This is a genomic window from Ornithinimicrobium panacihumi (assembly GCF_052073805.1).
GTDB classification, from domain to species: Bacteria; Actinomycetota; Actinomycetes; order Actinomycetales; family Dermatophilaceae; genus Ornithinicoccus; species Ornithinicoccus panacihumi.
This window is the reverse complement of record NZ_JBQGWG010000002.1, coordinates 48,659-73,560: the sequence shown is the minus strand read 5'-3', so window position 1 is coordinate 73,560 and position 24,902 is coordinate 48,659. Positions and strand designations below refer to the sequence as shown.

Sequence of the window (24,902 nt, the reverse complement as noted above, 5' to 3'; positions counted from 1 at the left end):
CGTCACCGCTGCGACGCCGGCTCACCCCGGATGCTGAGCACCGGGGGACGGTCCCCGCGGATCGAGGCGACCATGTCCACCACCCGTCGGGTCGCGCGCACGTCGTGGGCACGGAAGACGGTCGCGCCCAGCCACGCCGCAACGGCGGTCGCGGCCAGCGTGCCCTCGAGCCGGTCGTCGGCCGGCAGGTCGAGCGTCTCACCGACGAAGTCCTTGCGTGACAGGGCCTGCAGCACCGGATAGCCCAACCCGGCCACGTCGGCGGTATGCCGCAACGTCACCAGCGAGTGCCGTGTGGTCTTCCCGAAATCCAGCGTGGGATCGATGAGGATCCGCTCCGCCGGCACGCCCGCCTCCAGCGCGTGCTCGGCACCGGCCGCCAGCGTCCGCAGGACGTCACGCACCACCGCCAGCTCGTCGTCCCCCTGCTCGTCCGCATAGCGCATCCCCACCGGGTCGGTCCGGGGCGGCAGCCCGCCGGTGTGCGAGCAGACCACCCCGGCACCGATCCGCGCCGCGACGTCGACCAGCTCAGGATCGTGGCCCGCCCAGGTGTCGTTGACGAGGTCCACCAGACCGCCCGCGGCCACGGCCACCTCGCTGCGCCAGGTGTCGAGGGACAGGATGATCTCGGGGTATGCGGCACGCGCCGCCTCCAGGAAGGGCACCACGCGGTCGATCTCCTGGGCAGCGGTCACGGCCTCGCCCTCCTGCCCGGCCCGCACCCCGCCGACGTCGACGATGTCCGCCCCGTCCGCCACCGCCGCATGCAGGGCCCCGAGCGCGTCCTCGAGGGCGGCGTGGCGGTTGCCGGACCAGAACGAGTCACGGGTCCGGTTGACGATCGCCATGACGGCGGGCCGGCCGTGGTCGAAGACCTGGCCCCGCAGGACCAGAGGTGCCGAACGCTGCAGGGTGAGCGGCACGGGGGAGGGGCGTGACCTCATACCGTGCATCGTCCCATCCGGCGGGCAGCAGCCGTCCGGTCCCCGCCTCCGGACGCCCGCTGCCCGACGGGACTACTGCCAGCCGACCCAGTCGATCGACTCATCCGCCACCGCCAAGACGGCGTAGTGGGCGCCGTCGGTGGTGACGAGCTTCCAGGCGGGCACCTCGAGAGTGCCTCCGCGGGTCCAGAGCGTGCCCTGGACCAGCTCGGCCTCGGTCACGATCTTGTCCTGGCGCAGCAGCTGGAGCTTCATGCCGGGCACGGGCGTCCCGACCTGCGGGAGCTCGGGCTCGACCGCCATGGGGCTCTCGTCGGCCCCGGGGTCCATGTCCTCGTTCAGAGCGACGCTGTAGTCGGTGCTGAACTCGCGGCTCGCGTATCGCTCGACCGCCTCCTGCGCCGAGATCACCGGGTAGCCGCCGAGGGAGGTGAGCTCGCCCACGCTGCCCCAGGCGCTGATGACCCCGCCGGGGCCGACGCTGGCGCTGACCGACACCTGGCCGGGCTCCAGGCCGGGCGGGAAAGCCTCCACCTGTGCGGTGACCGCCTCGGGGTCGTCGGCGTTGGTCACGCTGAACTCGAACTCGTCCAGATCCAGACCGGTGCTCGCCAAGAAGTCCTGGGTCATGGAGATGGCCTCCTGCTGGGAGGGGCGGTCTCCTTGCGCCGGGGTGCAACGTGAGGCGTCGGGGAACGGGACCTGGCCGTCGACGCTGCGCTCCCACTCCTCCTTGGCCGACTCCAGGTCGCTGCCGAGCACCGCCGAGAAGATCTCCGTGCAGGAAGGGCTGCCGAGGATGTCCTCGTAGTTGAAGTTGAGGGCCCCCGTGTCCGACCGGTACGCCGTCACCACGCGCAGCTTGTCGGCGTCGAGCAGGGCGTTGGGCCCGAACCAGGTTTGGGCGCGCTCATCCAGCGCGGTCACGGTCATGCCCAGCTCCTGGGCCCATTCCTCGGCGAACTCGACCGGGTCGGTCCCGCTGACGAGCGCCTTGACCTCGCCGGTGGTCCGCTCGTCGGACAGGCCCTCGCTGGCCACCAGCCGGACGGGACCGGGATCGTAGTAGGTGCCGTTCATCCCGCCACCGCCGCCCATCCCGGACTTGTCGGGGACGATCTCCTCGGCGTCGGCGTCGGCGTCGGCGTCGGCGGCGACGGTCTGGCTGGCGGTCTGGCCGGCGTCGTCGGCGCCACCGGCTGCCGGGGTGGCCGTCGTGGACTGGGCGCCGAGCGCGTAGCCGCCCGCACCCATGCCGATGGCGGCGACGGCGGCCGCCGCGATCCAGGGTGCCCGCACCCGGGGACCGCGCAGCAGGTCGTCGTCGATGCCGGTGACGACGTCGGCGTCGTCACCCTGGCTGGTGGGAGCCTTGGCAGCGATGGTGCGCCGCAGCGAGTGCAGGTCGGGATGGGACCCGGTGGCCGGATCGCTGGCCCGCAGCCTGGCCAGGGCCTCGTCGTCGTGGTGGTGGTTCATCGTGTACTCCTCGCAGAACCGTGATCGGACAGGGATGACATGGGGGTCGACCTAGTGGTCGTCCTCCCACGCCTGACGCAACCTGGCTCTGGCCCGCGAGAGCGCGGCGGCCGCGCCTCCTCGCGTGAGGCCCAGCGCGTGCGCCAGGCCCTCCCCGTCCAGACCTTCCCAGGCATGGAGCATCAGCACCGAGCGGTCCCGGGCGCTGAGTCGTGACATGGCCCGCCGCACCTCGTCATCGACCATGACCAGCTCGGCCGGGTCGACGCTGCGAGAGGGATGACGCGCGCCGCCGCTGTCGTCGTGGCCGTAGTCGGCCAGCAGCGTCAGCGTCGGCTTGCGCCGGTGGTTGGCGAGCACGAACGACGCGGTCTTGTAGAGCCAGGGCAGCTCGAAGTCCGCCGGGACCTTGTCCCTGCGCCGCCACGCCGTGGCGAAGACCTCGGCCGTGAGGTCCTCGACGTCGTTGGGGTCGGCGCGTCGCACGAAATAACGGTGGATGGAAGTGGCGTGGTCGGCGAAGAACCTGTCGAACCAGACGGTGTCCCGCTCGGTCCGCAGGTCGCCGGCCGTGGGGTCGCCCCCAGCGAGGCGCAGGGCCATCGCGGCCTCCTCCGGAATGTGTCGTCGTGATGTGTCGTGATGCATCGGACACCATCACTATGTCGGTGAACACCGGCCTGTTGCACCATCCGACCGAACTACGGGCCCCGACAGCACGAGAGGCACCGGGGATCTCCCGGTGCCTCTCGTGATCGCGTGGCAGGTGCAGGATTCGAACCTGCGTAGGCGTACGCCGACGGATTTACAGTCCGCTTCCATTGGCCACTCGGACAACCTGCCGCTGCGCCTCGAGCGAGGCGCGGATGAAAGGATAACAGCCAATCGACCGCCGACCGAACCAGGAGACAAGCACATGGCCGACTCGTCCTTCGACATCGTCAGCAAGATCGACCACCAGGAGGTGGCCAACGCCGTGAACCAGGCGGCCAAGGAGATCTCCCAGCGCTACGACTTCAAGAACGTGGGCGCCTCCGTCGAGCTCTCGGGCAGCTCCATCAAGATGGCCGCCAACAGCGAGGAGCGCTGCCTGGCGGTGCTCGACGTGCTCCAGACCAAGCTGGTCAAGCGAGGGGTCTCCCTCAAGCACCTGGACTACAGCAACGACGGCGAGCCCAGGGCCTCGGGCAAGGAGTACCGTCTCGAGGCTGCGCTGACCGAGGGCATCTCGAGCGAGAACGCCAAGAAGGTCTCCAAGATCATCCGCGACGAGGGACCCAAGGGCGTCAAGCCGCAGATCCAGGGCGACGAGCTGCGGGTGACCTCCAAGTCCCGCGACGACCTGCAGGCCGTCCAGCGGCTCCTCAAGAGCAAGGACCTGGACTTCGCGATCCAGTTCACCAACTACCGTTGAAGGGGCGCGAAGGTGAGGTTGACCTGCGCGTTCGCACCCGATGGAGCGGTGGGACAATGGTGGTCCACCGCTCAACGAGGAGAGGACACATGGAACGCGTCACGTTCGCCGGAGGACTGGCCGAGGCCGACCGCCCCGAGGTCGAGAGGACCTTCCGTCAGCTGCTCAACCGGCTGGAGGACCGCAGCGCCGAGCTGGAGCTGTCGGTCAAGGATCGCGACCAGCCCGGGATGAAGACCACCCTGGAGGCGAAGATCCACGGACTGACGCGTCTGGTCGCCACCTCGTCCGAGGCCGGCTTCACCGACGCCCTCCAGGACGTGAGCAGCGACGTGCTCCGGCAGGTGAACGACCGCGTCCGGAGCCCGCGCGGTTAGCCGCCGGCCGTCAGGCCCTGGGCCCCGGCAGGTCGGGCCGGTCCACGATCGCGGTGACCACGTTGCGGCTCCCGCTCAGGTCGGCCGTGCCGGCGTCCAGGGTCTTCTCGTGCTCATCCCAGGGCTCCAGGAAGGCGAACCCCGCCACATCCGCAGGCTCCAGCCCATGGCGCTCCAGGGCGTCGAGGACCGCCTTGCGGCACACGCCATACCGGACCGGCTCCTCGGCGAGGCCGTAGGCGCGGATCGCCGGGCCGGCCGTGGCCCAGCCCTCATCGGTCTTCTGCAGGCGCTCGCCGGTCACCGTGACCCGCACGCGCACCTGACGACGGACGTCCGGCTCGGAGACGTGGTCGGTGTGCACCGTGATCCGGCGGGCGCGGATCGGCGGGTGGTCGACGAACGCGTCGAAGAGCACGTCCGTCAGGTAGGTGTCGGAGTAGGCGGCCTCGAAGTGCTGGAGCGTGGTCACCCTCCCATCCTGGCACCGTCCCCGAGCCTTCGGTTCGGCAGGCCCCGGCAAAGGCATAGCATCCCCCTCATGTCTTCTACCGACGCGCCGACCCGCCCGGAGCGGATGGGCCGACTTCCCTACACCCGCAAGCACACCCAGGTGCTCTTCGGGTCCGGCACCGGCTGGGCCCTGGACGCGATGGACGTCGGGCTCATCTCCTTCGTCGGGCTCGCGATCGCCACGGAGTGGGACCTGACCAAGACCGAGCAGTCCTGGCTGCTGTCGATCGGCTTCGTCGGCATGGCCCTGGGGGCGACCTTCGGCGGGATGCTCGCCGACCGCTACGGCCGCCGCACCGTCTTCGCCCTGACCCTGGTCGTCTACGGCCTGGCGACCGGCGCGAGCGCGCTGGCGACGGGGCTGGCGATGCTGCTCCTGCTGCGCTTCCTGGTCGGGATCGGGCTGGGCGCCGAGCTGCCCGTGGCCTCGACGCTGGTGAGCGAGCTCTCGCCCACGAAGATCCGCGGGCGCATGGTCGTGGCGCTGGAGTCCTTCTGGGCTGTCGGCTGGCTGCTGGCCGCCCTCATCGGGTTCTACATCGTCCCCAACTTCGAGAACGGCTGGCGGATCGCCTTCGCCGTCGGCCTGGTTCCCGCGCTGTGGGCCGTCGTGATCCGGTGGGGGATGCCCGAGTCGCCGCTCTTCCTCGAGCGCCGCGGTCGGGTCGAGGAGGCCGAGGAGGTCGTCCGGTCCTTCGAGCGCTCCGCCGGCCTGGACCACCCCGAGTCCCGCGCCCTCCCGCCGACTCCGCCGCGCACGCCGGGCCAGCTCTGGTCGGCCGCCTACCGCGTCCGCACCGCCGGGATCTGGCTCGTCTGGTTCTGCGTCAACTTCTCCTACTACGGCGCCTTCATCTGGTTGCCCTCGCTGCTCTTCGCGCAGGGCTACGACCTGGTCAAGAGCTTCGGCTACACCTTGATCATCACGCTCGCCCAGCTGCCCGGTTATGCGGCGGCGGCCTTCCTCGTCGAGGTCTGGGGCCGCCGGCTGACCCTGGCGACCTTCCTCGTCGGCTCGGGCGTCTCGGCCGCCCTCTTCGGGCTGGCCGACGGCCCGGGGCAGATCATCGCGGCGGGCATGGCGCTGTCCTTCTTCAACCTCGGCGCCTGGGGTGCCCTGTATGCGGTCACGCCCGAGATCTACCCGACCACCGTGCGTGGTTCCGGGGCGGGTGCGGCCGCCGGTTTCGGGCGCATCGCCTCGATCCTGGCGCCCCTGTCGGTCCCGGTGATCCTCGGGGTATGGGGCAACGGTGGACTTTTCGCGCTCTTCGGGGTCACCTTCCTGATCGGTGCCGCCGCGGCCTTCTTCCTCCTGCCCGAGCAGGCCGGGGACGCCCTCGACGCGAGCTGATCGGCGTGGCCCGCAGCACCGCCGCGGATGCTGCATACTTATGCGTGACCGTGTATGAATTGCCGTGCCCCCTGCCCTCCGGGGGTCGGCGCCGCACCCTAGGATGACGCCCATGACGAACGCCTCCGCGAACGCGAACCTGTCCACCAACCAGGACTACATCAACCTCGAGGACGAGGTCGCCGCCCACAACTACAGCCCGCTGCCGGTCGTCGTGGCCAGCGCCGAGGGTGCCTGGGTGACCGACGTCGAGGGCAACCACTACCTGGACGCGCTCGCCGGCTACTCCGCGCTGAACTTCGGGCACCGCCACCCCGAGCTGATCAAGGCCGCCAAGGACCAGCTCGACCGGGCGACGCTGACCAGCCGCGCCTTCCACAACGACATGCTGGGGCCCTTCTGCCGAGACCTGGCCCAGCTGGTCGGCAAGGACATGGTCCTGCCGATGAACTCGGGTGCCGAGGCCGTGGAGACCGCGATCAAGCTGGCCCGCAAGTGGGGCTACCGGGTCAAGGGTGTGGAGGCCGACGAGGCGCACATCATCGTCATGGAGAACAACTTCCACGGCCGCACCACCACGATCGTGTCCTTCTCCAACGACCCCGAGGCGCGCGATGACTACGGCCCCTACACCCCCGGCTTCACCAGCGTGCCCTACGGCGACCTGGCCGCGATCGAGGCCGCGATCACCGACAACACGGTGGCGGTGCTGCTCGAGCCGATCCAGGGCGAGATGGGCGTCCAGATCCCCAAGGAGGGTTTCCTGCCGGGCGTGCGCGAGCTGTGCACCGAGCGCAACCTGCTGATGATCGCCGACGAGATCCAGTCGGGCCTGGGCCGCACCGGCACCACGCTGGCCTGCGAGTACGAAGGTGTCGAGGCCGACGTCTACACCCTGGGCAAGGCCCTGGGCGGTGGCATCGTCCCCGTCTCCGCGGTCGCCGCCAACAAGGACGTCATGGAGGTCATCACCCCCGGCACCCACGGCTCGACCTTCGGCGGCAACCCGCTGGCCGCCGCCGTCGGCCACGCCGTGGTCAAGCTGCTGGCCACCGGTGAGTTCCAGCAGCGCGCCAAGGAGCTCGAGCCCCGCTTCCGCGAGCACCTGGAGTCGCTCATCGGCAAGGGAGTGCAGGAGGTCCGCGTCCGTGGCCTGTGGGCCGGGATCGACATCGACCCCGAGCTGATGACTGGCAAGGAGGCCTGCAAGGGCATGGCCAAGCGTGGCGTGCTGGCCAAGGACACCCACGGCTCGACGATCCGACTGGCGCCGCCGCTGTCCATCTCCGCAGAGGACCTGGAGCAGATCGTGCAGGCGCTGGAGGACACCCTGGAGCACGCCCGCGCGGCCAAGGGCTGACCGCCCCAGGAGGACCTACTCCGCCCGGGCGACCTCGAGGATGATCTCCGCGAGGTCGCCCGGGCGGCTCCACATCGGCCAGTGGCCGGTGGGCAGGTCGACCAGCCGCAGCTGGCGGTGCTCCAGGATGCCGGCGAGAAGGTCCATCCCCTGCTCGGCGTAGGAGCGGTAGGAGTCCGCGTCGAAGGCCGTGCAGACGACCGTGCCGGGGACGTCGAGCCGGCGCTCGTCGCGCAGGGCGGCAGCGTCGCGCATGGTGCCCGTCGGCTGGGGCACGGCCCGCTCCCGGAAGGTCGTGAGCTGCTGCTCCGTGAGGCCCTCCATCGCGCCCATCTCGAACTCCTCGTCCCACTGGGCCGAGAGCGGGTGCTCACCGCCCTCGACGTCGGGGGCGAGGGCGAACCCGTGGACCACCGGTGCGGTGTCGACCCAGACCACGTGGTCCACCCGCTCGACGTGCCGGTCCAGCGCCACCGTGGCCGGGATCGCCGCCCCGCTGTGCGCGACCAGGATCGTCCGCGCGCCGGCCGGGGCCGCAGCGAGGGCGTCCTCGATCGCCGTCACGTGGTCCTCGAGGGTGATCGCGCCCCGCCCGGTGCTCGTGCCCTCGGGGTCGAGGCCGGGCAGCGTCAGGACGAGCGGTTCGAGCCCGCCGGCGCGCAGGTGGCCGACGACATCCTCCCAGGCCCAGGCCCCGAGCCAGAAGCCCGGGACGAGCACGACATGGGCCGGCTGGCCGGCCGTGTCCGGGGCGGTGTCGTGCGAGCTGTCGTGGGCCGTGCCGTGCGCTGTCTGAGTCATGGCCCCAGCGTCCACCCCCTCGCGGACAGAATTCGTCCTCGATCGGTGCAAGAGTGGGGCCATGAGCGACACGACCGCCCGGGTGCTGAAGCTGCTGGGGCTGCTCCAGGGCCGCGCCCTGTGGACGGGGGAGGAGCTGGCGGACCGGCTCGGGGTCACCACGCGAAGCGTCCGCCGGGACGTCGAGCGGCTCCGCGACCTCGGCTACCCGGTGCGGGCCAGCTCGGGGACCGGTGGTGGATACCAGCTCGGCGCCGGCGGCAAGCTCCCTCCCCTGCTGCTCGACCCGGACGAGGCGGTCGCGGTCACGGTGAGCCTGCGCCTGGCGGCCGGTGGCTCGGTCACCGGAGTGGAGGAGTCGGCGCTGCGGGCGCTGGCCAAGCTCGACCAGGTGCTGCCCGGGCGGCTGCGCGCCGAGGTCGAGGCGCTCTCGGAGGCGGTCGTCTCCGTCGAGGGGCCCGGCGCGGCGGTGGAGGCAGGGGTCCTCAGCGGCGTCGCCCGCGCCTGCCGCGACCGCGTGCTGGTCGACTTCGACTACCTGGCCCGCGACGGGACCGCCAGCGCCCGCCGCGTCGAGCCCTACCGGGTCGTCGCGATGGGGCGGCGGTGGTATCTGCTGGCCCACGACACGGACCGCCAGGACTGGCGCTCCTTCCGGCTGGACCGGGTGGCGCCCGACAGCCTGCACCTCACCAGCTTCCGCTTCACCAGGCGCGAGGCCCCGGACGCGGTCGCCTACATCCGCGAGTCCGTGATCCGGTCTCCCTACCGGTATGTGGCGCGCCTGCGCCTCCACGCGGAGGCGCAGGAGATGTCCGTCAAGATCCCGCAGAACGCCGGCACCCTCAGCGATCTCGGCGACGGCACCTGCGAGCTGGAGACGGGTGCCTCGACGCTGGACCACCTGGTCGGGGACATCCTGTGGCTCGACGTGCCTTTCGAGGTGCTGGAGCCGCCCGAGCTGAAGGACCGGATGCAGGAGCTCTCCGGTCGCCTCGCCGACGCGGCCGGAGCATGAGGGGCCGCCGGCCCTCCTGATCACCCGGTGGAGGACACTGGGCCGCGATGGACATCGTCATCGAGATCACGGTCGGCCTGCTGGTCGGTCTCGTCATGGGTGCCCTCGGCGGGGGCGGGGCGATCATCACCGTCCCGGCCCTGGTCTACCTGCTGGACCAGCCGCCTGCCGTTGCGACGACCACCTCGTTGATCGTCGTGGGGCTCACCGGGATCGTGGCCGTGATCCAGCACGCCCGTCACGGCAGAGTCCGCTGGGCCGACGGCATCGCCTTCGGCCTGCTCGGCACCGCGGGTGCGGTCCTGGGGGGTCGCGTCGGGGCCGAGGCCGACCCGGACCTGACCATGGGGCTCTTCGCCGCCCTGCTGCTGCTCGTCGCCGGGGTGATGTGGCGCCGGTCAGGCGTGCAGGAACGGACCGACCCCAAGGAGCACGGCGCGCCCTGGGTGACCTGGCGGCCGTTCTCGGTCCGCTGGGTCCGCGCCTGGCTGGTGCTGGTCGTGGCCACCGGTGTCGGGGTGCTGACCGGCTTCTTCGGCGTCGGCGGCGGGTTCGCGATCGTGCCCGCGCTGGTCCTGGTCCTCCGGCTGCCGATGACGCAGGCCGTCGGGACCTCCCTGCTGGTCATCACGCTGAACTGCGCCACCGGCCTGCTCGGTCGGCTCGGCACGGACCTGTCGGTGGACGTCCCGCTGGTCGCCGTCTACGTCGCCGCCGCGATCGTGGGGACCCTGCTGGGCGGCTGGTGGGGGCCGAGGCTGGACCCGACCCTCCTCCAGCGCACTTTCGCCGTGCTCCTGGTGCTGACCGCCGTCTACTCGGCGGTGGCGACCGCGCTCGGCTGAACCTGCCCGGTGTCGGCCTGAGCCTGCCCGGCACCCGGCGTCCACCGTTCCGGCTCGCGCAGCATCGCCGAGTTGAGCCAGGCCTCGGGCACGCCCATGCCCTCCACGATCGCCAGCGCGTCAGGACGCAGCTCGGCGCACAGCCGGTTGATCTGGGCGGTGACGGCCTTGGACCGGGCGGCCGACATGCGGTTGTGCTCCTGGAACCAGCCGGAGTCGGCCTCGATCGAGCTCAGGGCGTAGAGGGTGCACAGGCGCTCCAGCACCGTGCGGGCCTCCTCGTCCTGGCACTCCTCGATGCCGGCCACGAAGGCCTCCAGGATGACGCGGTCGACGTGGGTCCGGGCGGCCAGCAGGACGTGGTCCTGGGCCTCGTTGAACGCGCGGAAGGAGTCGGAGTCCTTGGCGTTCTTGCGCAGCCGGTTGGCGACGGTCTCCAGGACGTGCTTCTCGCGGTCGGCGAACATCGACAGGTGCCAGCCGCGCTCGAGCAGCGTCTCGTCCTCGGAGCGGCGGGCCGCCGTGGCGATGAGGCGGGAGACGAAGGGCCGGGCGGCGGTGACCTCGATGAACTGGTCACCGATGGAGCGCGCGGCGAACTGCACCATGCCGCGCATGTCCAGGTCGCCGAACATCTCCTTGTAGTTGCTCAGCAGGCCCTTGGCGACCAGCTGCAGGAGCACCGTGTTGTCGCCCTCGAAGGTGGCGAAGACGTCGGCGTCCTGGCGCAGGACGGTCAGGCCGTTCTCGGCCATGTAGCCCGCGCCGCCGCAGGCCTCGCGGGCGACCTGGTTGGTGTCGTTGGCGAAGCGGGTGATGACCGCCTTCAGGCCGGCGGCGCGGGTCTCCAGCTCGCGCTGGGCGACCTGGTCCTTCTCCGGGGCCTCGTGCAGCTCCTGGAGGCGCTCGAAGACCTCGTTGAGGGCGAAGGTGTGGGCGTAGCAGGTGGCGATGGCCGGCAGCAGCTTGCGCTGGTGGGCCAGGTAGTCCAGCAGCGTGACCTCGCCCTCGTGGCCCGGGGCGTCGAACTGGCGGCGGCGCAGGGCGTAGCGGGTGGCGATGGACAGCGACTTGCGGCTGGACACGGCCGCCCCGGCGGCCACGCAGATGCGGCCACGCACCAGGGTGCCCAGCATGGTGAAGAAGCGCTTGTTGTCGCCCTCGATGTCGGACTCGTAGCGGCCCTCGTCGCTGATGCCGCCGTAGCGGTTGAGCAGCATCCGACGGGGGACCCGCACCTGGTCGAAGGTGATGGTGCCGTTGTCGACCCCGGCCAGGCCGCCCTTGAGGCCGTGGTCGCCGAGGGTGACCCCGGGCATCGGGTTGCCGTCCTCGTCACGGACCGGGACCAGGGCGACGTGGACGCCGTGGCCCTTGCCGTCGACGATCAGCTGGCCGTAGACCGCGGCCATGCGGGCATCGGCGGCGGCCGCGCCGATGTAGGCCTTGGTGGAGGACGGGGTGGGGGAGTGCACCACCAGCTCGTCGCTGCCGGCGTCGTATGTGAGGGTGGTCTCCAGCGACGAGACGTCCGAGCCGTGGCCGTACTCGGTCATCGCGTAGCAGCCGATCTGCTCCAGCGACAGGGTCGGGGGCAGGACGTTCTCGTGGTGCCAGGCGGTCCCCAGCGAGGTGACCGCGCCGCCGAAGAGCCCGAAGTGCACGCCGGACTTGACGGTCACCGACAGGTCGCCGTGGGCGGTCAGCTCGAAGTCGACGCAGGAGCGGCCGACGTCGTTCAGGCCTCCCTGCTCCAGCGGGAAGCCGCTGCCGGCCGCGCCGTGCTCGACCATCGTGGCCAGCGTGCGGCGGGTCCACTCCCGGGCCTCGTCCAGCGACATGTCGGGGTCACGGACCATGGCCTCGGCCGGGAGGGTGGCCCTGGCCAGGTCGCGGACCTCGCCGTAGCGTCCGCCCGTGGCGGTGCGCAGGCTCTGCCCGAGGTCGCTGATGCGCTCGCGGGTGCGCTCCTCGGTGGCGGCGTCGCCGGCGACGGCGGGCATCTCGACGTCGGTGGAGGGGTGCGGGACATGGGTGTCGGTGCTCATGGCGTCTTCCTCGCGGGGTCGGGGGGCAGGTTGGGTCCGGGGGAGATGTTCAGGCCGGGGGAGATCAGGGCGACGACCGCGTCGCTGACCTCCTGGATGCTCAGGGGTTCGGGGCCTGGCTGGCGGGCCAGCCAGTGGTCGGCCGCCGACTGGACGAAGCCGACGATCCCGTGGCCCCAGACGGCGGCCAGGGTCGTCGGGCCGGGGCGGCCCAGCTGGTCGAGGTGCTCCCGGAGGGACTCGGTCAACTGCTCGGCGATCCGGTCGGTGATCTGGTGGACGGGGTCGGCAGAGCCGCTCTCGGGCGCCTCCAGCGGGCGGGTCATCACGAAGCGATAGATCTCCGGGTCGCGCTCGACCATCGACAGATAGCTGGTGACCATCGCGGCGAGCCGGGCGACGATGTCCTCCTCGCGCTGGCGGGCGGCCTCGAGGTCGGTCAGGATGGTCTCGTCGACCGCGGCCACCACGGCGCGGTAGAGGCTGGCCTTGTCGCCGAGGTGGCGGTAGAGGACCGTCTTGCTGGTGGCGGCCTCGGCCGCGATCTCGTCCATCCCGACGCCGGCGCCATGCTTGCGGATCGCGCGCAGGGCCGCCTCGACCAGCTGGCGACGACGACGGGTGCGGTGCGCCTCCCACCGGGCGTCGCGGCCGTCACGCACGACCGCGGGCAGCAGGCCGGAGCCGCGGGGCGACGCGGTGCCAGAGCTCGAGGCGGAGGTGGTCATGGATTTCACAGTACCAAGTACCCGCCGTATCGGCTACAGTCGGTATCGGATAGTTTTCCCGCGATGACGCACGCCCTGCACGAGGAGTTCTCGATGACCCAGCAGCCGACGACCCAGCAGTCGACCCCGCAGACCCCGTCCCGATCCCTCACCGACGCAGTGATCGTCGGCGGCAACCGGATCCCCTTTGGCAAGGCCGGGGGTGCCTATGCCAGCGCGTCCAACCAGGCGATGCTCACCGCCGCCCTCGACGGCCTTGTGGCCCGCTTCGGCCTGGCCGGCCAGCGCGTGGGCGAGGTGGCTGCCGGCGCCGTGCTCAAGCACGCCCGCGACTTCAACCTGACCCGTGAGTCCGTGCTCGGCTCGGCGCTGTCGCCGACGACCCCCGCCTACGACCTGACCCAGGCCTGCGGCACCGGCCTGGAGACCGTCATCCAGGTCGCCAACAAGATCCAGCTCGGCCAGATCGAGTCCGGCATCGCCGGTGGCGTGGACTCCGCCAGCGACGCCCCGATCGCCGTCGGCGAGGGCCTGCGCAAGGCCCTGCTCAAGGCCAACCACGCCCGCACCCCGATGGCCCGGGTCAAGGCGCTGGCCTCGATCCGCCCCGGTGACCTGGCGCCCGAGACCCCCCGCAACGCCGAGCCGCGCACCGGCCTGTCCATGGGCGAGCACCAGGCGCGCACCGCCAAGGAGTGGGGCATCACCCGCGAGGCCCAGGACGAGCTGGCCGCCGCCAGCCACCACAACCTGGCCCGGGCCTGGGACTCCGGCTTCTTCGACGACCTGGCCACCGGCTTCCTCAAGCTGTCCCGGGACCAGGGCCTGCGCGCCGACACCTCGGTGGAGAAGCTCGCGAAGCTGTCCCCCGTGTTCGGCAAGGGCGAGGGCGCGACCATGACGGCCGGCAACTCCACCCCGCTGTCCGACGGCGCGGCCCTGGTGCTGCTGGGCTCCCAGGCCTGGGCCGACGAGCACCACCTCCCGGCCCTGGCCCGTTTCGTCGACGCCGAGGTCGCCGCGGTCGACTACGTCTCCGGCGACGAGGGGCTGCTGATGGCCCCGGCCTACGCCGTGCCGCGCCTCCTGGAGCGCCAGGGCCTGACGCTGCAGGACTTCGACTACTACGAGATCCACGAGGCCTTCGCCTCGACCGTCCTGGCCACGATGACCGCCTGGGAGTCCGAGGACTTCTGCCGCGACCGCCTCGGGCTAGACGCCCCGCTGGGGTCCATCGACCGCAGCAAGCTCAACGTCAACGGGTCCTCGCTCGCCGCGGGCCACCCGTTCGCCGCCACCGGCGGCCGCATCGTGGCCAGCCTGGCCAAGATGCTCCACGAGAAGGGCGCGGGCAGCCGCGGCCTGATCTCCATCTGCGCTGCCGGCGGCCAGGGCGTCGTCGCGATCCTGGAAGGGTGCTGACATGGCCGACCTGATGACGATGCTGACCACCAACCCGCTGGCCAAGCAGTTGGGCGTCCCGCAGGCCGCCCGCCTGCGCCGTGGCCGTGAGCTGCCCAAGGGGGCCGTCGCCCTCGGCACCGTCGGGGGTGCCCCGCGCCTGACCCGCGAGAGCCTCGAGCTGCTCGGCGTGCAGGTCCAGGATGCCCTGGTCGACACCCCGGCCACCCGGGTCACCGAGACCACCGAGGACGGCCGCACCCGTGAGGTGCCCGCCCCCTACGAGGCCAAGATCGGGGCGCTCGTGGTCGACGCCACCTCGGCGACCTCCATCGCCGACCTGGAGACCGTCCGCGGCCTGCTCCGTCCCGCCATGAAGGGGCTGGAGCCCTCCGGCCGCGTGATCGTGGTCGGCGTCGAGCCGGAGTCCGCCGGCGCCCCGACCGCCGTGGCCGTGCAGCAGGCGCTGGAGGGCATCGTGCGCAGCGTCGGCAAGGAGCTGCGCGCCGGCGCCACCGCCAACCTGGTCCGCGTCGACCTGCTCACCGACACCCCCACGACCGCCACCGACCTGGCCTCGACCCTCGGGTTCTTCCTCGAGGGCCGCTCGGCCTACGTCTCCGGCCAGGTCGTCCACGTCGGTCATGCCGCCGAGGGCCGCGTCGCCGAGGTGGGCGCCGCGCGTCCGTTCGAGGGCCAGATCGTCGTGGTCACCGGCGCCGGCCGTGGCATCGGTGCCGGCATCGCCGAGGTCTTCGCCCGCGACGGTGCCATGGTCGTGGCGGTCGACGTCCCGGCCGGTGGCCAGGGCCTGGCCGCGGTCGCCAACAAGATCGGCGGCACCGCCCTGCAGCTGGACATCACCAGCCCGGACGCCGGGCGGCGCATCGCCGCCCACGTGGCTCAGCGCTTCGGCGACTCCGCCCGGATCCACACGATCGTGCACAACGCCGGCATCACCCGCGACAAGCTGCTGGCCAACACCGACGAGGACCGCTGGGGCAGCGTGCTCGAGGTCAACCTGGCCGCCCAGATCCGGATGAACGAGATCCTCCTCGACCCGGCGCTGCCCGGTGGCCTGGACGACGGCGGCCGGATCATCGGAGTCGCCTCGACCTCGGGGATCGCCGGCAACCGCGGCCAGACCAACTACGCCGCATCCAAGGCCGGCGTCATCGGCCTGGTCTGGGCCATGGGTGCCGACCCGCGCCTGGCCGGGCGGGGCATCACGGTCAACGCCGTCGCCCCCGGCTTCATCGAGACGGAGATGACCGCCAAGATGCCGATGGGCACCCGTGAGGTCGCCCGCCGCATCAACTCGTTGCAGCAGGGCGGCAAGCCGGTCGACGTCGCCGAGACGATCGCCTGGCTCTCCGAGCCCGCCTCCGCCGCCGTCACCGGCCAGGTCGTGCGGGTCTGCGGCCAGTCCCAGATCGGGGCCTGAGATGACAGACCTGGACGTCCGTCTCCTCGACGGGCCGCCGGCGATCGCTCCGATGTTCGCCCGCGGCGTCGCGACGGGTTTCTCCCGCCCCGGCGCCAAGGGCACGCTGCCCCAGACGCGGCTGATGATGACCGGCGTCGAGCAGGACGTGCGACGGCTGACCGACTACTGCGAGGTCACCGGCTCCGTCCTCTCCGACCGGGTGCCGGCCACCTGGCTGCACGTGCTGACCTTCCCGATGCAGGTGGCGCTGATGTCGGGCAAGGACTTCCCCTTCCCGATGATGGGCATGGTCCACGTGGCCAACTCGATGACCCAGCACCGCCCGGTCCGGGTCGCCGAGGACCTCACGCTCTCCTCCTGGAGCGAGCGCCTCGCCCCCCACCGCAAGGGCCACACCGTCGACCTGGTCGGCGAGGCCCGTGTGGGCGACGAGGTCGTGTGGGAGGGGCGCAGCACCTACCTGGTCCGTGGGCGCTCGGAGGAGTCCGGCGGAACGGCCGGCTCCGGCACCCCCACGACCCCGGGCGGGGCCGCACCCTCGACCGACGCCTCGCCGCTGCCCGGGACCGAGCTGGCCACCTGGCGCCTCCCCAAGGATCTGGGCCGCCGCTACGCCTCGGTCTCCGGCGACGCCAACCCCATCCACCTGACCGCGCTGACGGCCAAGGCGCTGGGGTTCCCGCGCGCGATCGCCCACGGCATGTGGACCCACGCCAAGGTGCTCGCCGCCGTCCAGCCCCGCCTGGCCGACGCGTTCACCGTTGACGTGCAGTTCGTCAAGCCCATCCTGCTGCCCTCGACCGTCGTCCTGCGCGGTGACGGGGTGGAGGAGGACGGTATGCGGCTCGCCGTCACCTCGCGCGACGCCTCCCGGCTGCACCTGACCGCCCACGTGCAGCCCGTGGAGATACGGGAGCAGCACTAGCCGACGCGGATTTTGTCGGTGCGCCCTGTGGCGTGTAAAGTTGCTTCTCGCTGCCTGCGGGTAGCAGGCCCCTATAGCTCAGTCGGTAGAGCGTCTCCATGGTAAGGAGAAGGTCAACGGTTCGATTCCGTTTGGGGGCTCTGGCAGGCCGGCCAGAGCGTCGGTCGCCCGAGGCGGGATAGCTCAGCTGGTTAGAGCGCACGACTCATAATCGTGAGGTCGCGGGATCGAGCCCCGCTCCCGCTACCACGTACCATCCCGGTACCCCCGTCCAGACCGAGAACCACCTTCCGAGAGCAGGTTGCACCGTGGCCAGCAAGTCCGCTGACATCCGCCCCAAGATCACCCTGGCGTGCACGGAGTGCAAGGAGCGCAACTACATCACCAAGAAGAACCGTCGGAACAACCCCGACCGGCTCGAGATGGCGAAGTTCTGCCCGCGCTGCGGCAAGCACACCGCGCACCGCGAGACCCGCTGAGGCACCAGCCGCAGCATCACGCGTGAGGCCGTCACCCACCCGGGTGGCGGCCTTCGTCGTGCCCGGGCGGCGTTAGGCTGGCCGGCATGCCCGTCAACCCAGACTTCGCCGGCCGGGAGTACGCCCCCGCCGGCCCGTTCGAGGTGACCCGCGAGCAGGTCGTCGCCTTCGCCGACGCCGTCGGCGCGACCTCCGCCGCCCACCGTGACCCCGTCGTCGCCCAGGGCCTGGGCCACGCCGACGTGGTGGCCCCGCCCACATTCGCGGTCACCCTCGCCCAGCGCTGCGAGGCGCAGCTGGTGCAGGACCCGGAGGCCGGGATCGACTTCTCCCGCGTGGTGCACGGCCAGGAGGGCTTCGTGCACCACCGCCCTATCGTGGCCGGCGACGTGCTGCGCGGCACCCTGCACGTCGACACGGTCCGTGAGGCCGGCGGCCACGGCATGGTCTCCACCCGCGTCGAGCTGACCGACGCGGTCGACCGCCCGGTCACGACCGTGACCTCCATGATCGTGGTCAGGGGTGAGGGCTGATGAGCCAGGCCCCCCAGGACCGTGCGACCCGGCTGCCCGTGGACGAGCAGGCTCTCACCCGCACCCTGACCGTCGACCGCGACCGGCTCGTGGCCTATGCCGACGCCTCCGGTGACCAGAACCCCATCCACCAGGACCCCGAGGTCGCCCGCGCCGTCGGCCTGCCCGACGTCATCGCGCACGGCATGTGGACCATGGGCGCCGCGATGGACGTGGTGACGGCCTACGTCTGCGGCGACCCGGGCCGGATCCTGTCCTGCTCGACCCGCTTCACCGGCATGGTCGTCGTCCCCGAGGGCGCGACCGTGGAGGTCCTGGTCGAGGGCGTGGTGAAGAAGAGCGGCGAGGACGAGCACGGCCCCACCCAGACTCTGGAGCTGACCGCGACCTGCGCCGGTGAGAAGGTCCTGGGCCGGTGCCAGGCCGTGGTCCGCGCGTGACCGCTGCGCTCGCGACCCTGACGACGATGCGCGTGGGCGGTCCGCCGCGCGCCATGGTCACCGCCACGACCGAGGCCGAGCTCATCGAGGCCGTCCGCAGCGTGGACGAGGCCGGCGAGCCGCTGCTCGTCGTCGGCGGCGGGTCCAACCTGCTCGTGGCCGACGAGGGCTTCCCCGGCACCGTCGTGCGCGTGGCCACCCGCGGCATCACCGTCCCGTCGGCCTCGGCCTGCGGCGGGGTGCTCGCGACCGTCGCGGCCGGGGAGACCTGGGACGACGTCGTGGCCCACGCCTGCGAGGAGGGCTGGTCCGGGATCGAGGCCCTCTCCGGCATCCCCGGCGCGACCGGCGCCACCCCGGTGCAGAACGTCGGCGCCTACGGCCAGGAGGTCGCCCAGACGATCGCCTCCGTGCGGGTCTGGGACCGCCACGAGAAGCGGGTCCGCACGATGTTCAGCGCCGACCTCGACTTCTCCTACCGCCACTCCGTGCTCAAGGAGTCCATGCTCGGCCCCGACGCCGACGCCGGTGCCGTCACCCCGCGCCACGTGGTCCTGGACGTCTCCTTCCAGCTCCGGCCGACCGAGCTCTCACAACCCATCGGGTATGCGGATCTCGCGCGCGGTCTGGACGTCGCCGTCGGCGACCGGGTGCCTCTGGCGCGGGCGCGGGAGGCCGTGCTGGACCAGCGCCGCCGTCGGGGGATGGTGCTGGACGCGCAGGACCACGACACGTGGAGCTGCGGCTCCTTCTTCACCAACCCGATCCTGCCGGTGGCCCAGCTCGAGGAGCTCGTGGCGCGGGCGGCGGACCGGCTCGGGCCCGACGGGCCGGTGCCCCCGCAGTTCCCCTCGGCCGACGGCGCCACCGTCAAAACATCGGCGGCCTGGCTGATCGACAAGGCGGGCTACACCAAGGGCTACGGCACGCTGGAGGGTCGGCCCGCCGGGCTGTCGACGAAGCACACGCTCGCGCTGACCAACCGGGGTTCGGCGACCGCCGCCGACGTGCTGGCCCTGGCGCGGGAGATCCGCGACGGGGTGGAGGAGGCCTTCGGCGTCCGGCTGGTCAACGAGCCGGTGCTCGTCGGCCTGCACCTGTGACCGTGCTGCGAGGCTGTGAGGGAACGAGCCGGCCGGTCCGGGACGTCTAGGTGGTAGACCAGTGACGGATGGCGGCCGCCGACCGCCGCCACGTGGGCACCGCTGGAAGGATGGGCGACCATGAGGATCCTCCGACTGACGATGGCAATCGGCCTGACCGCGGCGCTGGCGGCCTGCGGCTCGGTGGGTGCGCCGGGCAGCGACACCACGACCGACGCGCCCGAGGACGGCGCCGCCCTGACCGGGCCGGCGGTGGTCGACCTGGAGGACGAGCTCGCCGCCCACGGCATGATCATGCAGCGCAGCGCCGACGCCGAGCCCGAGCTGTGCGTGGGTGGGGTGGCCGAGTCCTACCCGCCCCAGTGCGGCGGTCCCGTCCTGGCCGGCGACTTCTCCTGGGAGGGGCTGGATGCCGAGGAGGAGGGCGAGGTCCGCTGGACCAACGACGCCTACTGGGCCGTCGGGCACCTCGACCTGTCCACCGGCGGTCAGGGCACCTTCACCCTCAGCAGGCCCCTGACCAGCGAGCAGCCCGAAGGGATCACCGTCCCGCCGCACGACGAGGACCCCTTCCCCCAGCTCTGCGACGACCCCACCGCGGACGTCCCGGACGTCGACCAGGCGGCCCGCACCTCCGACGGGACCGGCATGGCCGAGGAGCAGGAGCTGATCGCGGTCGCGAGCGGGCTGGAGGGCTACGTCCTGGCCTATCTCTCCGACGGCGGACCGACGATGAACGTGCTGATCAACGAGGACGGCGACCTCAAGGCGGCCCGGACGGCGTTGCGAGCCGTCTTCCACGGACCGTTGTGCCTCGAGCAGCGCGACCTGCCCTCCGAGGCCGACGTGGCCGCGGCCCAGGACGCGCTGAGCAAGCGTTTCCAGGAGCTCCGGCTCCTCTCCAGCGGCGGCGGTGGGACGAGCGGCATCCTGGAGGTCCAGGCCCTGGTCGCCGACACCACGACCGTCGAGGCGATCCACGAGACCGTGGCGCCCTGGCTCGACACGGCCCAGGTCTCCATCACCAGCGCGTTCCGGTCCGTGGAGCAGGGCGGCTAGTCGAGCCAGTCCTCGATCTGGGTCACCAGCTCGGCCTTGAGCGCGGCGGGTGCCGCCGAGCCCTCGACGGATCCGCGCGCGAGCGTGGCCAGGGCCGCGTCGTCCAGGCCGTGGTCGACCCGGGCGCTGGTGTACTGCTCCGCCAGCCGGCTCCCGAACAGCAGCGGGTCGTCGGCGCCCAGGGCCACCCGCGCACCGGCCTCCAGCAGGCGGGGCAGCGGCACCTCGGCCAGGCTGTCGTAGACCCCCAGCGCCACGTTGCTGCTCGGGCACACCTCGAGGGTGACCTGCTCCTGCACCACCCGGTCCAGCACCGACGCGTCCTCGACCGAGCGCACGCCGTGCCCGAGCCGGTCCGGGCGCAGGTGGTCCAGGGCCACGTGGACGTGGTCGGCCCCCAGCAGCTCCCCGGCGTGCGGGACGCTGGCCAGCCCGGCGCGCGCGGCGATGCGGAAGGCGTGGGCGAACTCGCTGGTCATCCCGCGGCGCTCGTCGTTGGACAGCCCGAAGCCGACGACCGTCCCGGCGCCCTCGCCGGCGTGCCGGGCCGCCAGCCGGGCCAGCGTGCGGGCCTCGAGCGGGTGGCGCATCCGGCTGGCCGCGACCACGATCGCGACCTGGGTGCCGGTCTCGGTGCTCGCGGCCCGCGCCTCGTCCAGCACGATCTCCAGCGCCGGCGTGATGCCGCCGACGAAGGGGGCGTAGGAGGTCGGGTCGACCTGCAGCTCCAACCAGCGCGATCCCTCCGCGGCGTCGTCCTGCGCCGCCTCCCGCACGATCCGGCGCATGTCGGCCTCGTCCCGGACGCAGGCCCGCGCGGCGTCGTAGAGCCGCTGGAAGCGGAACCACCCGCGCTCGTCGTGTCCGGAGAGCCGCGGTGGCCACTGCGAGGTGAAGGCGGCGGGAAGCCGCATACCGTGCTTGTCCGCGAGATCGCGCACCGTCTGCACGCGCATCGACCCCGTGAAGTGCAGGTGGAGGTGCGCCTTGGGCAGCTCGTGCACGGAGCGCGAGCTGGTCGGCGACGGCATGCAGACACCCTAGACGTTGGGGGGACAACCCCCTGCCGGGCGGGTCGTGCGCGGCCCTAGAGTGATCGCCATGGGGGTCATCACGACAGCCGCACTGAGCAAGAGCTACGGCCAGGTCCACGCGCTCGCCGACCTCACCGTCGACGTCGGTGAGGGGGTGACCGGGCTCGTGGGCGCCAACGGCGCCGGCAAGTCCACCCTGATCAAGATCCTGCTGGGCCTGCTCAGTCCCACCTCCGGGAGCGCGACCGTGCTCGGCCACGACATCGCCCGGGAGGGCGACCAGATCCGTCAGGTCGTCGGCTACATGCCCGAGCACGAGTGCCTGCCGCCCGACGTCCGCTGCATCGACTTCGTCGTCCACATGGGCCGGATGTCCGGGCTGCCCCCGGCGGCCGCCCGCGAGCGCGCCGCCGACGTGCTGCGGCACGTCGGGCTGGCCGAGGAGCGCTACCGCCTGATGGGTGGCTACTCGACCGGTATGAAGCAGCGCGCCAAGCTCGCGCAGGCCCTGGTGCACGACCCGGCCCTGGTCCTGCTGGACGAGCCCACCAACGGTCTGGACCCGGCCGCCCGCGACGACATGCTGGGCCTCGTCCAGCGCATCGGCGGGGACTTCGGCATCCCGGTCCTGGTGACCTCCCACCTGATGGGCGAGCTGGAGCGGATCAGCGACCACGTCGTCGTCCTCGACGGGGGCCGGCTGTTGCGCTCGGAGGCGACCGACACCTTCCTGGCCGACACGGGCGTGGTGCTCGTCGAGGTCCACGCCGCAGACGGCGACGACGACGCGGCCCAGCGGGCGCTGGGGGAGGCGCTGGCCGCGGCCGGGCTGTCCTGCCGGCCGCACGGCGCGCTGGTGGCGATCGACCCGATCGCCGGGGAGGGCGTGGACCCCGCGCTCGCCCACGACCGCCTGCGCGATCTCGTCCGCGACACCGCGGCCGACCTCGGCGTCGGCCTGGTCCGGATCCAGCCGCAGCGGGGCCATCTCGAGGACGTCTTCCGGGAGGAGGTGGCCTCGTGAGCAGCCCGACCTCGCCCCGCAGCGGCGTCATCCACGACATCGGCTACCGGCGCTACGACGGCCCTCGCCTGGGGCTGCCGGCGATCGTCGGCTCGCTCCTGTGGTCGGGGCTGCTGGCGACCTTCGGCTTCGGCCGCTCCGGCAAGGCCAAGGCGCTGCCCTTCGCGCTGCTGGGCATGACGCTCGTCCCGGCCGTCGTCATGGTCGGGATCATGGCCTTCATGGGCCTGAACGCCGGCCTGCTGGACTACAGCGGCTACCTGGCCGACAGCTCCTTCCTCGTGGTGCTCTTCGTCGCGGCCCAGGCGCCGGTGCTCTTCAGCCGCGACCTGCGCTCGGGGGTGATCAGTCTCTACCTGGCCCGACCCCTGGGGGCGACCGTCTTCGCGCTGACCCGCTGGGCCTCGCTCGTGCTGGCGATCTTCGCCTTCGTCCTCACCCCCGTCCTGGTGCTCCTCGTCGGCGGGCTCGCGGCCGGCGCCGATCTCACCGAGGAGCTGCCCGAGGTGGTCGTGGCGCTCGTCGGTGCCATCCTCCTGGCCCTCCTCGTGGCCACCGTCGCGGCGCTCGTGTCCTCCTGGACCCTGCGCCGGGGGCTGGCGGTCGCCGGCTCGATCATGGCCCTGCTCGTCGGGCTCGGGGTCACCGCCGGCCTGCAGGGCGGGGCGCAGATGGCCGGGCGGGAGGACCTGGCCCAGTGGCTGGCGCTGCTCTCGCCCTTCGTCCTGGTCGACTCCCTCCAGGTCGGGCTGGGGGGCGCGGCCGGGGGCAACTCCGTGGCACCGGTCGACGACACCGCCCGCGGCTGGCTGATGCTGGCGGTGGCGCTGGCCCTCATGGTCCTCGGCCTGGTCCTGCTCGTCCGTCGCTACCGCAGCAAGGGGGCCTGAGATGACCGAGCTCGTCCTGGAGAAGGTCTCCCGCTGGTACGGCAACGTCGTGGCCGTCAACGACGTCACCATGACCGTCGGCCCCGGCGTGACCGGTCTGCTCGGCCCCAACGGCGCGGGCAAGTCGACCCTGATCGCGATGATGTCCGGCTTCCTGGCGCCCTCCTCCGGCGAGGTCCGCCTGGGTGAGGTGCCGGTGTGGCGCAACGTGGCCGCATACCGGGATCTGGGCCTGGTGCCCGAGCGGGAGGTGAGCTTCAGCTATCTGACCGGGCGGCAGTTCGTGCAGGCCAGCGCCGAGCTGCACAAGCTGCGCGACGTCCGCGCGGCGACGCGGCGCACGCTCGAGCTCGTCGACCTGGTCGACGCGGCGGACCGCCCGATCAGCACCTACTCCAAGGGTATGCGGCAGCGCGCCAAGCTCGGATCCGCCCTGGTCCACGAGCCGCAGGTCCTGCTGCTCGACGAGCCCTTCAACGGCGTCGATCCCCGGCAACGGATCCATCTCATGGAGCTGCTGACGCGTATGGGGGAGGAGGGGCGCACGGTCCTGTTCTCCAGCCACATCCTGGAGGAGGTCGAGCAGATCGCCCGCCACATCGAGGTCGTCGTCTCCGGCCGGCACGCGGCCAGCGGCGACTTCGGTGCGATCCGGCGGCTGATGACCGACCGGCCCTCGCGCTATGTCGTCCGGACCTCCGACGACCGGAGGATGGCGGCGGCCCTCATGGGGCGCGAGAGCGTGCGGGGGGTGACCCTCGGACGCGTGGGCACGGGGGAGGCGATCACGGTGGAGGTGACCGAGATGGGGCAGTTCACGCTGGAACTCCCGCGCCTGGCGCGGGAGGCGGGGATCACGGTGCGCGAGCTCGTGCCGTCGGACGAGAGCCTGGAGTCGGTGTTCACCTACCTGGTGCAGTCATGAACCCCACGATCTCCCGCCTGGCGCTGCGGGCGCTCACGGGGCAGAGGCGGGGCCTGGTGCTCATCGCGCTGCCGGTGCTGCTGGTCGCCCTCGCCGGCACCCTCCGCGCGCTCGTCGGCGAGCCGGTCGCCCCGGGCGCGATCTTCCTCGAGGTGGGCCTGGCCCTCGTCGTGCCGCTCGTGGCCCTCCTGGCGGCCAACGGGGTGCTGGGCCCGGAGATCGACGACGGCTCGGTGGTCTACCTGCTCTCCACACCGGTCTCGCGGTATGTCGTGGCCTCCTCCAAGTTCGTCGTCGCCGCCGGCGTCGCGGTCTTGCTCTCGGTCGCCGGGCTGGTGGGGACGGTGCTGGCCGGCGGGATGGACGACTCGTGGCTGACGGTGGCCGTGGTGACCGGCGGGGCGGCGGCGCTGCTCTACGCCGCGCTGTTCACCGCGCTGTCGGCCGCGACGCGGCACGGGATGATCGCCGGCCTCGTCTACGTCCTGGTCGTGGAGGGCCTGCTGGCCCGGTTCCTGTCCGGCATGAGGCACCTGTCGGTGGGGTCCATCGCCCAGCGGCTGGGCGAGGCGGCCTCGGACCTCGACCTGCCGGTGGCGGAGATGTCCTTGAGCTATGCGGTGATCGCCTCCCTGGTCCTGCTGGTCCTGGGCGCCCTGGTCGCCGGCTGGCGGCTGCAGCGCTTCCAGCTGCGCGGGGACGAGTAGGCGAGCTGCCGCATACCTGCGGAAAAAGAGGGCCTGACCTGCGGATTGCAT

Annotated in this window: 26 protein-coding genes and 3 tRNA genes; 20 read left to right on the top strand and 9 right to left on the bottom strand. The window is 72.1% G+C overall.

The window, feature by feature from the left end:
- Nucleotides 1-2 precede the first annotated feature (2 nt).
- From folP to ACTMMA_RS02440, 4 genes are all read right to left on the bottom strand, one after another.
- Nucleotides 3-956: a dihydropteroate synthase gene (gene folP / locus ACTMMA_RS02455; protein WP_441188511.1), complete on the bottom strand. Its 954-nt coding sequence runs from the start codon at nt 954-956 to the stop codon at nt 3-5.
- Between the two features lie 63 nt (nt 957-1,019).
- The gene (locus ACTMMA_RS02450) at nt 1,020-2,426 is read right to left on the bottom strand and encodes a hypothetical protein (protein ID WP_441188510.1); all 1,407 of its coding nucleotides are present in this window, start codon (nt 2,424-2,426) and stop codon (nt 1,020-1,022) included.
- Between the two features lie 51 nt (nt 2,427-2,477).
- Entirely contained in the window at nt 2,478-3,029 is a 552-nt protein-coding gene (locus ACTMMA_RS02445) for an RNA polymerase sigma factor (RefSeq protein ID WP_441188509.1), read from the bottom strand.
- A gap of 157 nt (nt 3,030-3,186) precedes the next feature.
- A tRNA-Tyr gene (locus ACTMMA_RS02440) sits at nt 3,187-3,269 on the bottom strand.
- Nucleotides 3,270-3,342: 73 nt separating this feature from the next.
- Between ACTMMA_RS02440 and ACTMMA_RS02435 the strand changes: the two genes are divergently transcribed.
- Complete coding sequence (locus tag ACTMMA_RS02435) at nt 3,343-3,840, top strand: YajQ family cyclic di-GMP-binding protein (protein WP_441188508.1); 498 nt, start codon at nt 3,343-3,345, stop codon at nt 3,838-3,840.
- 89 nt (nt 3,841-3,929) lie between these two features.
- Entirely contained in the window at nt 3,930-4,217 is a 288-nt protein-coding gene (locus ACTMMA_RS02430) for a hypothetical protein (RefSeq protein ID WP_441188507.1), read from the top strand.
- Nucleotides 4,218-4,227: 10 nt separating this feature from the next.
- Here the strand turns inward: ACTMMA_RS02430 and ACTMMA_RS02425 are convergent, their stop codons facing one another.
- Nucleotides 4,228-4,689, bottom strand: a complete 462-nt coding sequence (locus tag ACTMMA_RS02425) for a hypothetical protein (RefSeq protein ID WP_441188506.1) — start codon at nt 4,687-4,689, stop codon at nt 4,228-4,230.
- Nucleotides 4,690-4,758: 69 nt separating this feature from the next.
- Here ACTMMA_RS02425 and ACTMMA_RS02420 point away from each other — a divergent pair, with 69 nt between their 5' ends.
- Together ACTMMA_RS02420 and rocD are read left to right on the top strand one after the other, a co-directional pair.
- Entirely contained in the window at nt 4,759-6,084 is a 1,326-nt protein-coding gene (locus ACTMMA_RS02420) for an MFS transporter (protein ID WP_441188505.1), read from the top strand.
- 112 nt (nt 6,085-6,196) lie between these two features.
- Complete coding sequence (gene rocD, locus ACTMMA_RS02415) at nt 6,197-7,444, top strand: ornithine--oxo-acid transaminase (protein WP_441188504.1); 1,248 nt, start codon at nt 6,197-6,199, stop codon at nt 7,442-7,444.
- 15 nt (nt 7,445-7,459) lie between these two features.
- On the opposite strand, the gene ACTMMA_RS02410 is transcribed toward rocD, so the two are convergent.
- Nucleotides 7,460-8,245, bottom strand: a complete 786-nt coding sequence (locus ACTMMA_RS02410) for an alpha/beta fold hydrolase (RefSeq protein WP_441188503.1) — start codon at nt 8,243-8,245, stop codon at nt 7,460-7,462.
- Between the two features lie 61 nt (nt 8,246-8,306).
- On the opposite strand from ACTMMA_RS02410, the gene ACTMMA_RS02405 reads away from it, so the two are divergent.
- On the top strand, nt 8,307-9,263 hold the full coding sequence (locus ACTMMA_RS02405) for a helix-turn-helix transcriptional regulator (protein ID WP_441188502.1): 957 nt from the start codon (nt 8,307-8,309) through the stop codon (nt 9,261-9,263).
- A gap of 47 nt (nt 9,264-9,310) precedes the next feature.
- Nucleotides 9,311-10,108 carry a sulfite exporter TauE/SafE family protein gene (locus ACTMMA_RS02400; RefSeq protein WP_441188501.1) on the top strand — a complete coding sequence of 266 codons (798 nt, stop codon included), beginning with the start codon at nt 9,311-9,313 and terminating at the stop codon, nt 10,106-10,108.
- Here ACTMMA_RS02400 and ACTMMA_RS02395 read toward each other — a convergent pair.
- Together ACTMMA_RS02395 and ACTMMA_RS02390 are read right to left on the bottom strand one after the other, a co-directional pair.
- The gene (locus ACTMMA_RS02395; protein WP_441188500.1) at nt 10,078-12,156 is read right to left on the bottom strand and encodes an acyl-CoA dehydrogenase family protein; all 2,079 of its coding nucleotides are present in this window, start codon (nt 12,154-12,156) and stop codon (nt 10,078-10,080) included. The two genes, ACTMMA_RS02400 and ACTMMA_RS02395, sit on opposite strands and share 31 nt — an antisense overlap.
- A complete protein-coding gene (locus tag ACTMMA_RS02390; protein WP_441188499.1) occupies nt 12,153-12,884 on the bottom strand; it encodes a TetR/AcrR family transcriptional regulator in 732 nt (243 codons plus the stop codon). The genes ACTMMA_RS02395 and ACTMMA_RS02390 overlap by 4 nt, the downstream gene beginning before the upstream one ends.
- Nucleotides 12,885-12,977: 93 nt before the next feature.
- Here ACTMMA_RS02390 and ACTMMA_RS02385 point away from each other — a divergent pair, with 93 nt between their 5' ends.
- The 10 genes from ACTMMA_RS02385 (at nt 12,978) to ACTMMA_RS02340 (ending at nt 20,271) form a co-directional block, all read left to right on the top strand.
- Nucleotides 12,978-14,306 carry an acetyl-CoA C-acetyltransferase gene (locus ACTMMA_RS02385; protein WP_441188764.1) on the top strand — a complete coding sequence of 443 codons (1,329 nt, stop codon included), beginning with the start codon at nt 12,978-12,980 and terminating at the stop codon, nt 14,304-14,306.
- Nucleotide 14,307: 1 nt separating this feature from the next.
- Nucleotides 14,308-15,729, top strand: coding sequence for a 3-oxoacyl-ACP reductase (locus ACTMMA_RS02380; RefSeq protein ID WP_441188498.1), 1,422 nt, complete (start codon nt 14,308-14,310; stop codon nt 15,727-15,729).
- A gap of 1 nt (nt 15,730) precedes the next feature.
- Nucleotides 15,731-16,657, top strand: coding sequence for a MaoC/PaaZ C-terminal domain-containing protein (locus ACTMMA_RS02375; protein ID WP_441188497.1), 927 nt, complete (start codon nt 15,731-15,733; stop codon nt 16,655-16,657).
- Between the two features lie 67 nt (nt 16,658-16,724).
- A tRNA-Thr gene (locus tag ACTMMA_RS02370) sits at nt 16,725-16,797 on the top strand.
- Between the two features lie 32 nt (nt 16,798-16,829).
- Nucleotides 16,830-16,906: transfer RNA gene (locus ACTMMA_RS02365), tRNA-Met, on the top strand.
- A gap of 59 nt (nt 16,907-16,965) precedes the next feature.
- Nucleotides 16,966-17,136 carry a 50S ribosomal protein L33 gene (gene rpmG, locus ACTMMA_RS02360; protein ID WP_441188496.1) on the top strand — a complete coding sequence of 57 codons (171 nt, stop codon included), beginning with the start codon at nt 16,966-16,968 and terminating at the stop codon, nt 17,134-17,136.
- Nucleotides 17,137-17,222: 86 nt separating this feature from the next.
- On the top strand, nt 17,223-17,669 hold the full coding sequence (locus tag ACTMMA_RS02355; RefSeq protein ID WP_441188495.1) for an FAS1-like dehydratase domain-containing protein: 447 nt from the start codon (nt 17,223-17,225) through the stop codon (nt 17,667-17,669).
- Nucleotides 17,669-18,109, top strand: coding sequence for a MaoC/PaaZ C-terminal domain-containing protein (locus ACTMMA_RS02350; protein ID WP_441188494.1), 441 nt, complete (start codon nt 17,669-17,671; stop codon nt 18,107-18,109). The genes ACTMMA_RS02355 and ACTMMA_RS02350 overlap by 1 nt, the downstream gene beginning before the upstream one ends.
- Complete coding sequence (locus ACTMMA_RS02345) at nt 18,106-19,212, top strand: UDP-N-acetylmuramate dehydrogenase (RefSeq protein ID WP_441188493.1); 1,107 nt, start codon at nt 18,106-18,108, stop codon at nt 19,210-19,212. Before ACTMMA_RS02350 ends, ACTMMA_RS02345 begins: the two co-directional genes overlap by 4 nt.
- Before the next feature lie 120 nt (nt 19,213-19,332).
- Complete coding sequence (locus ACTMMA_RS02340; protein WP_441188492.1) at nt 19,333-20,271, top strand: hypothetical protein; 939 nt, start codon at nt 19,333-19,335, stop codon at nt 20,269-20,271.
- Here the strand turns inward: ACTMMA_RS02340 and ACTMMA_RS02335 are convergent.
- Complete coding sequence (locus tag ACTMMA_RS02335; protein ID WP_441188491.1) at nt 20,268-21,302, bottom strand: adenosine deaminase; 1,035 nt, start codon at nt 21,300-21,302, stop codon at nt 20,268-20,270. The two genes, ACTMMA_RS02340 and ACTMMA_RS02335, sit on opposite strands and share 4 nt — an antisense overlap.
- 70 nt (nt 21,303-21,372) lie before the next feature.
- Between ACTMMA_RS02335 and ACTMMA_RS02330 the strand changes: the two genes are divergently transcribed.
- The 4 genes from ACTMMA_RS02330 to ACTMMA_RS02315 are packed head-to-tail and all read left to right on the top strand — an operon-like array spanning nt 21,373 to nt 24,851.
- Entirely contained in the window at nt 21,373-22,329 is a 957-nt protein-coding gene (locus ACTMMA_RS02330) for an ABC transporter ATP-binding protein (protein WP_441188490.1), read from the top strand.
- Nucleotides 22,326-23,219, top strand: coding sequence for a hypothetical protein (locus tag ACTMMA_RS02325; protein WP_441188489.1), 894 nt, complete (start codon nt 22,326-22,328; stop codon nt 23,217-23,219). The genes ACTMMA_RS02330 and ACTMMA_RS02325 overlap by 4 nt, the downstream gene beginning before the upstream one ends.
- Before the next feature lies 1 nt (nt 23,220).
- Nucleotides 23,221-24,144, top strand: coding sequence for an ABC transporter ATP-binding protein (locus ACTMMA_RS02320; RefSeq protein ID WP_441188488.1), 924 nt, complete (start codon nt 23,221-23,223; stop codon nt 24,142-24,144).
- Entirely contained in the window at nt 24,141-24,851 is a 711-nt protein-coding gene (locus tag ACTMMA_RS02315; protein ID WP_441188487.1) for an ABC transporter permease, read from the top strand. Before ACTMMA_RS02320 ends, ACTMMA_RS02315 begins: the two co-directional genes overlap by 4 nt.
- Nucleotides 24,852-24,902: the final 51 nt, after the last annotated feature.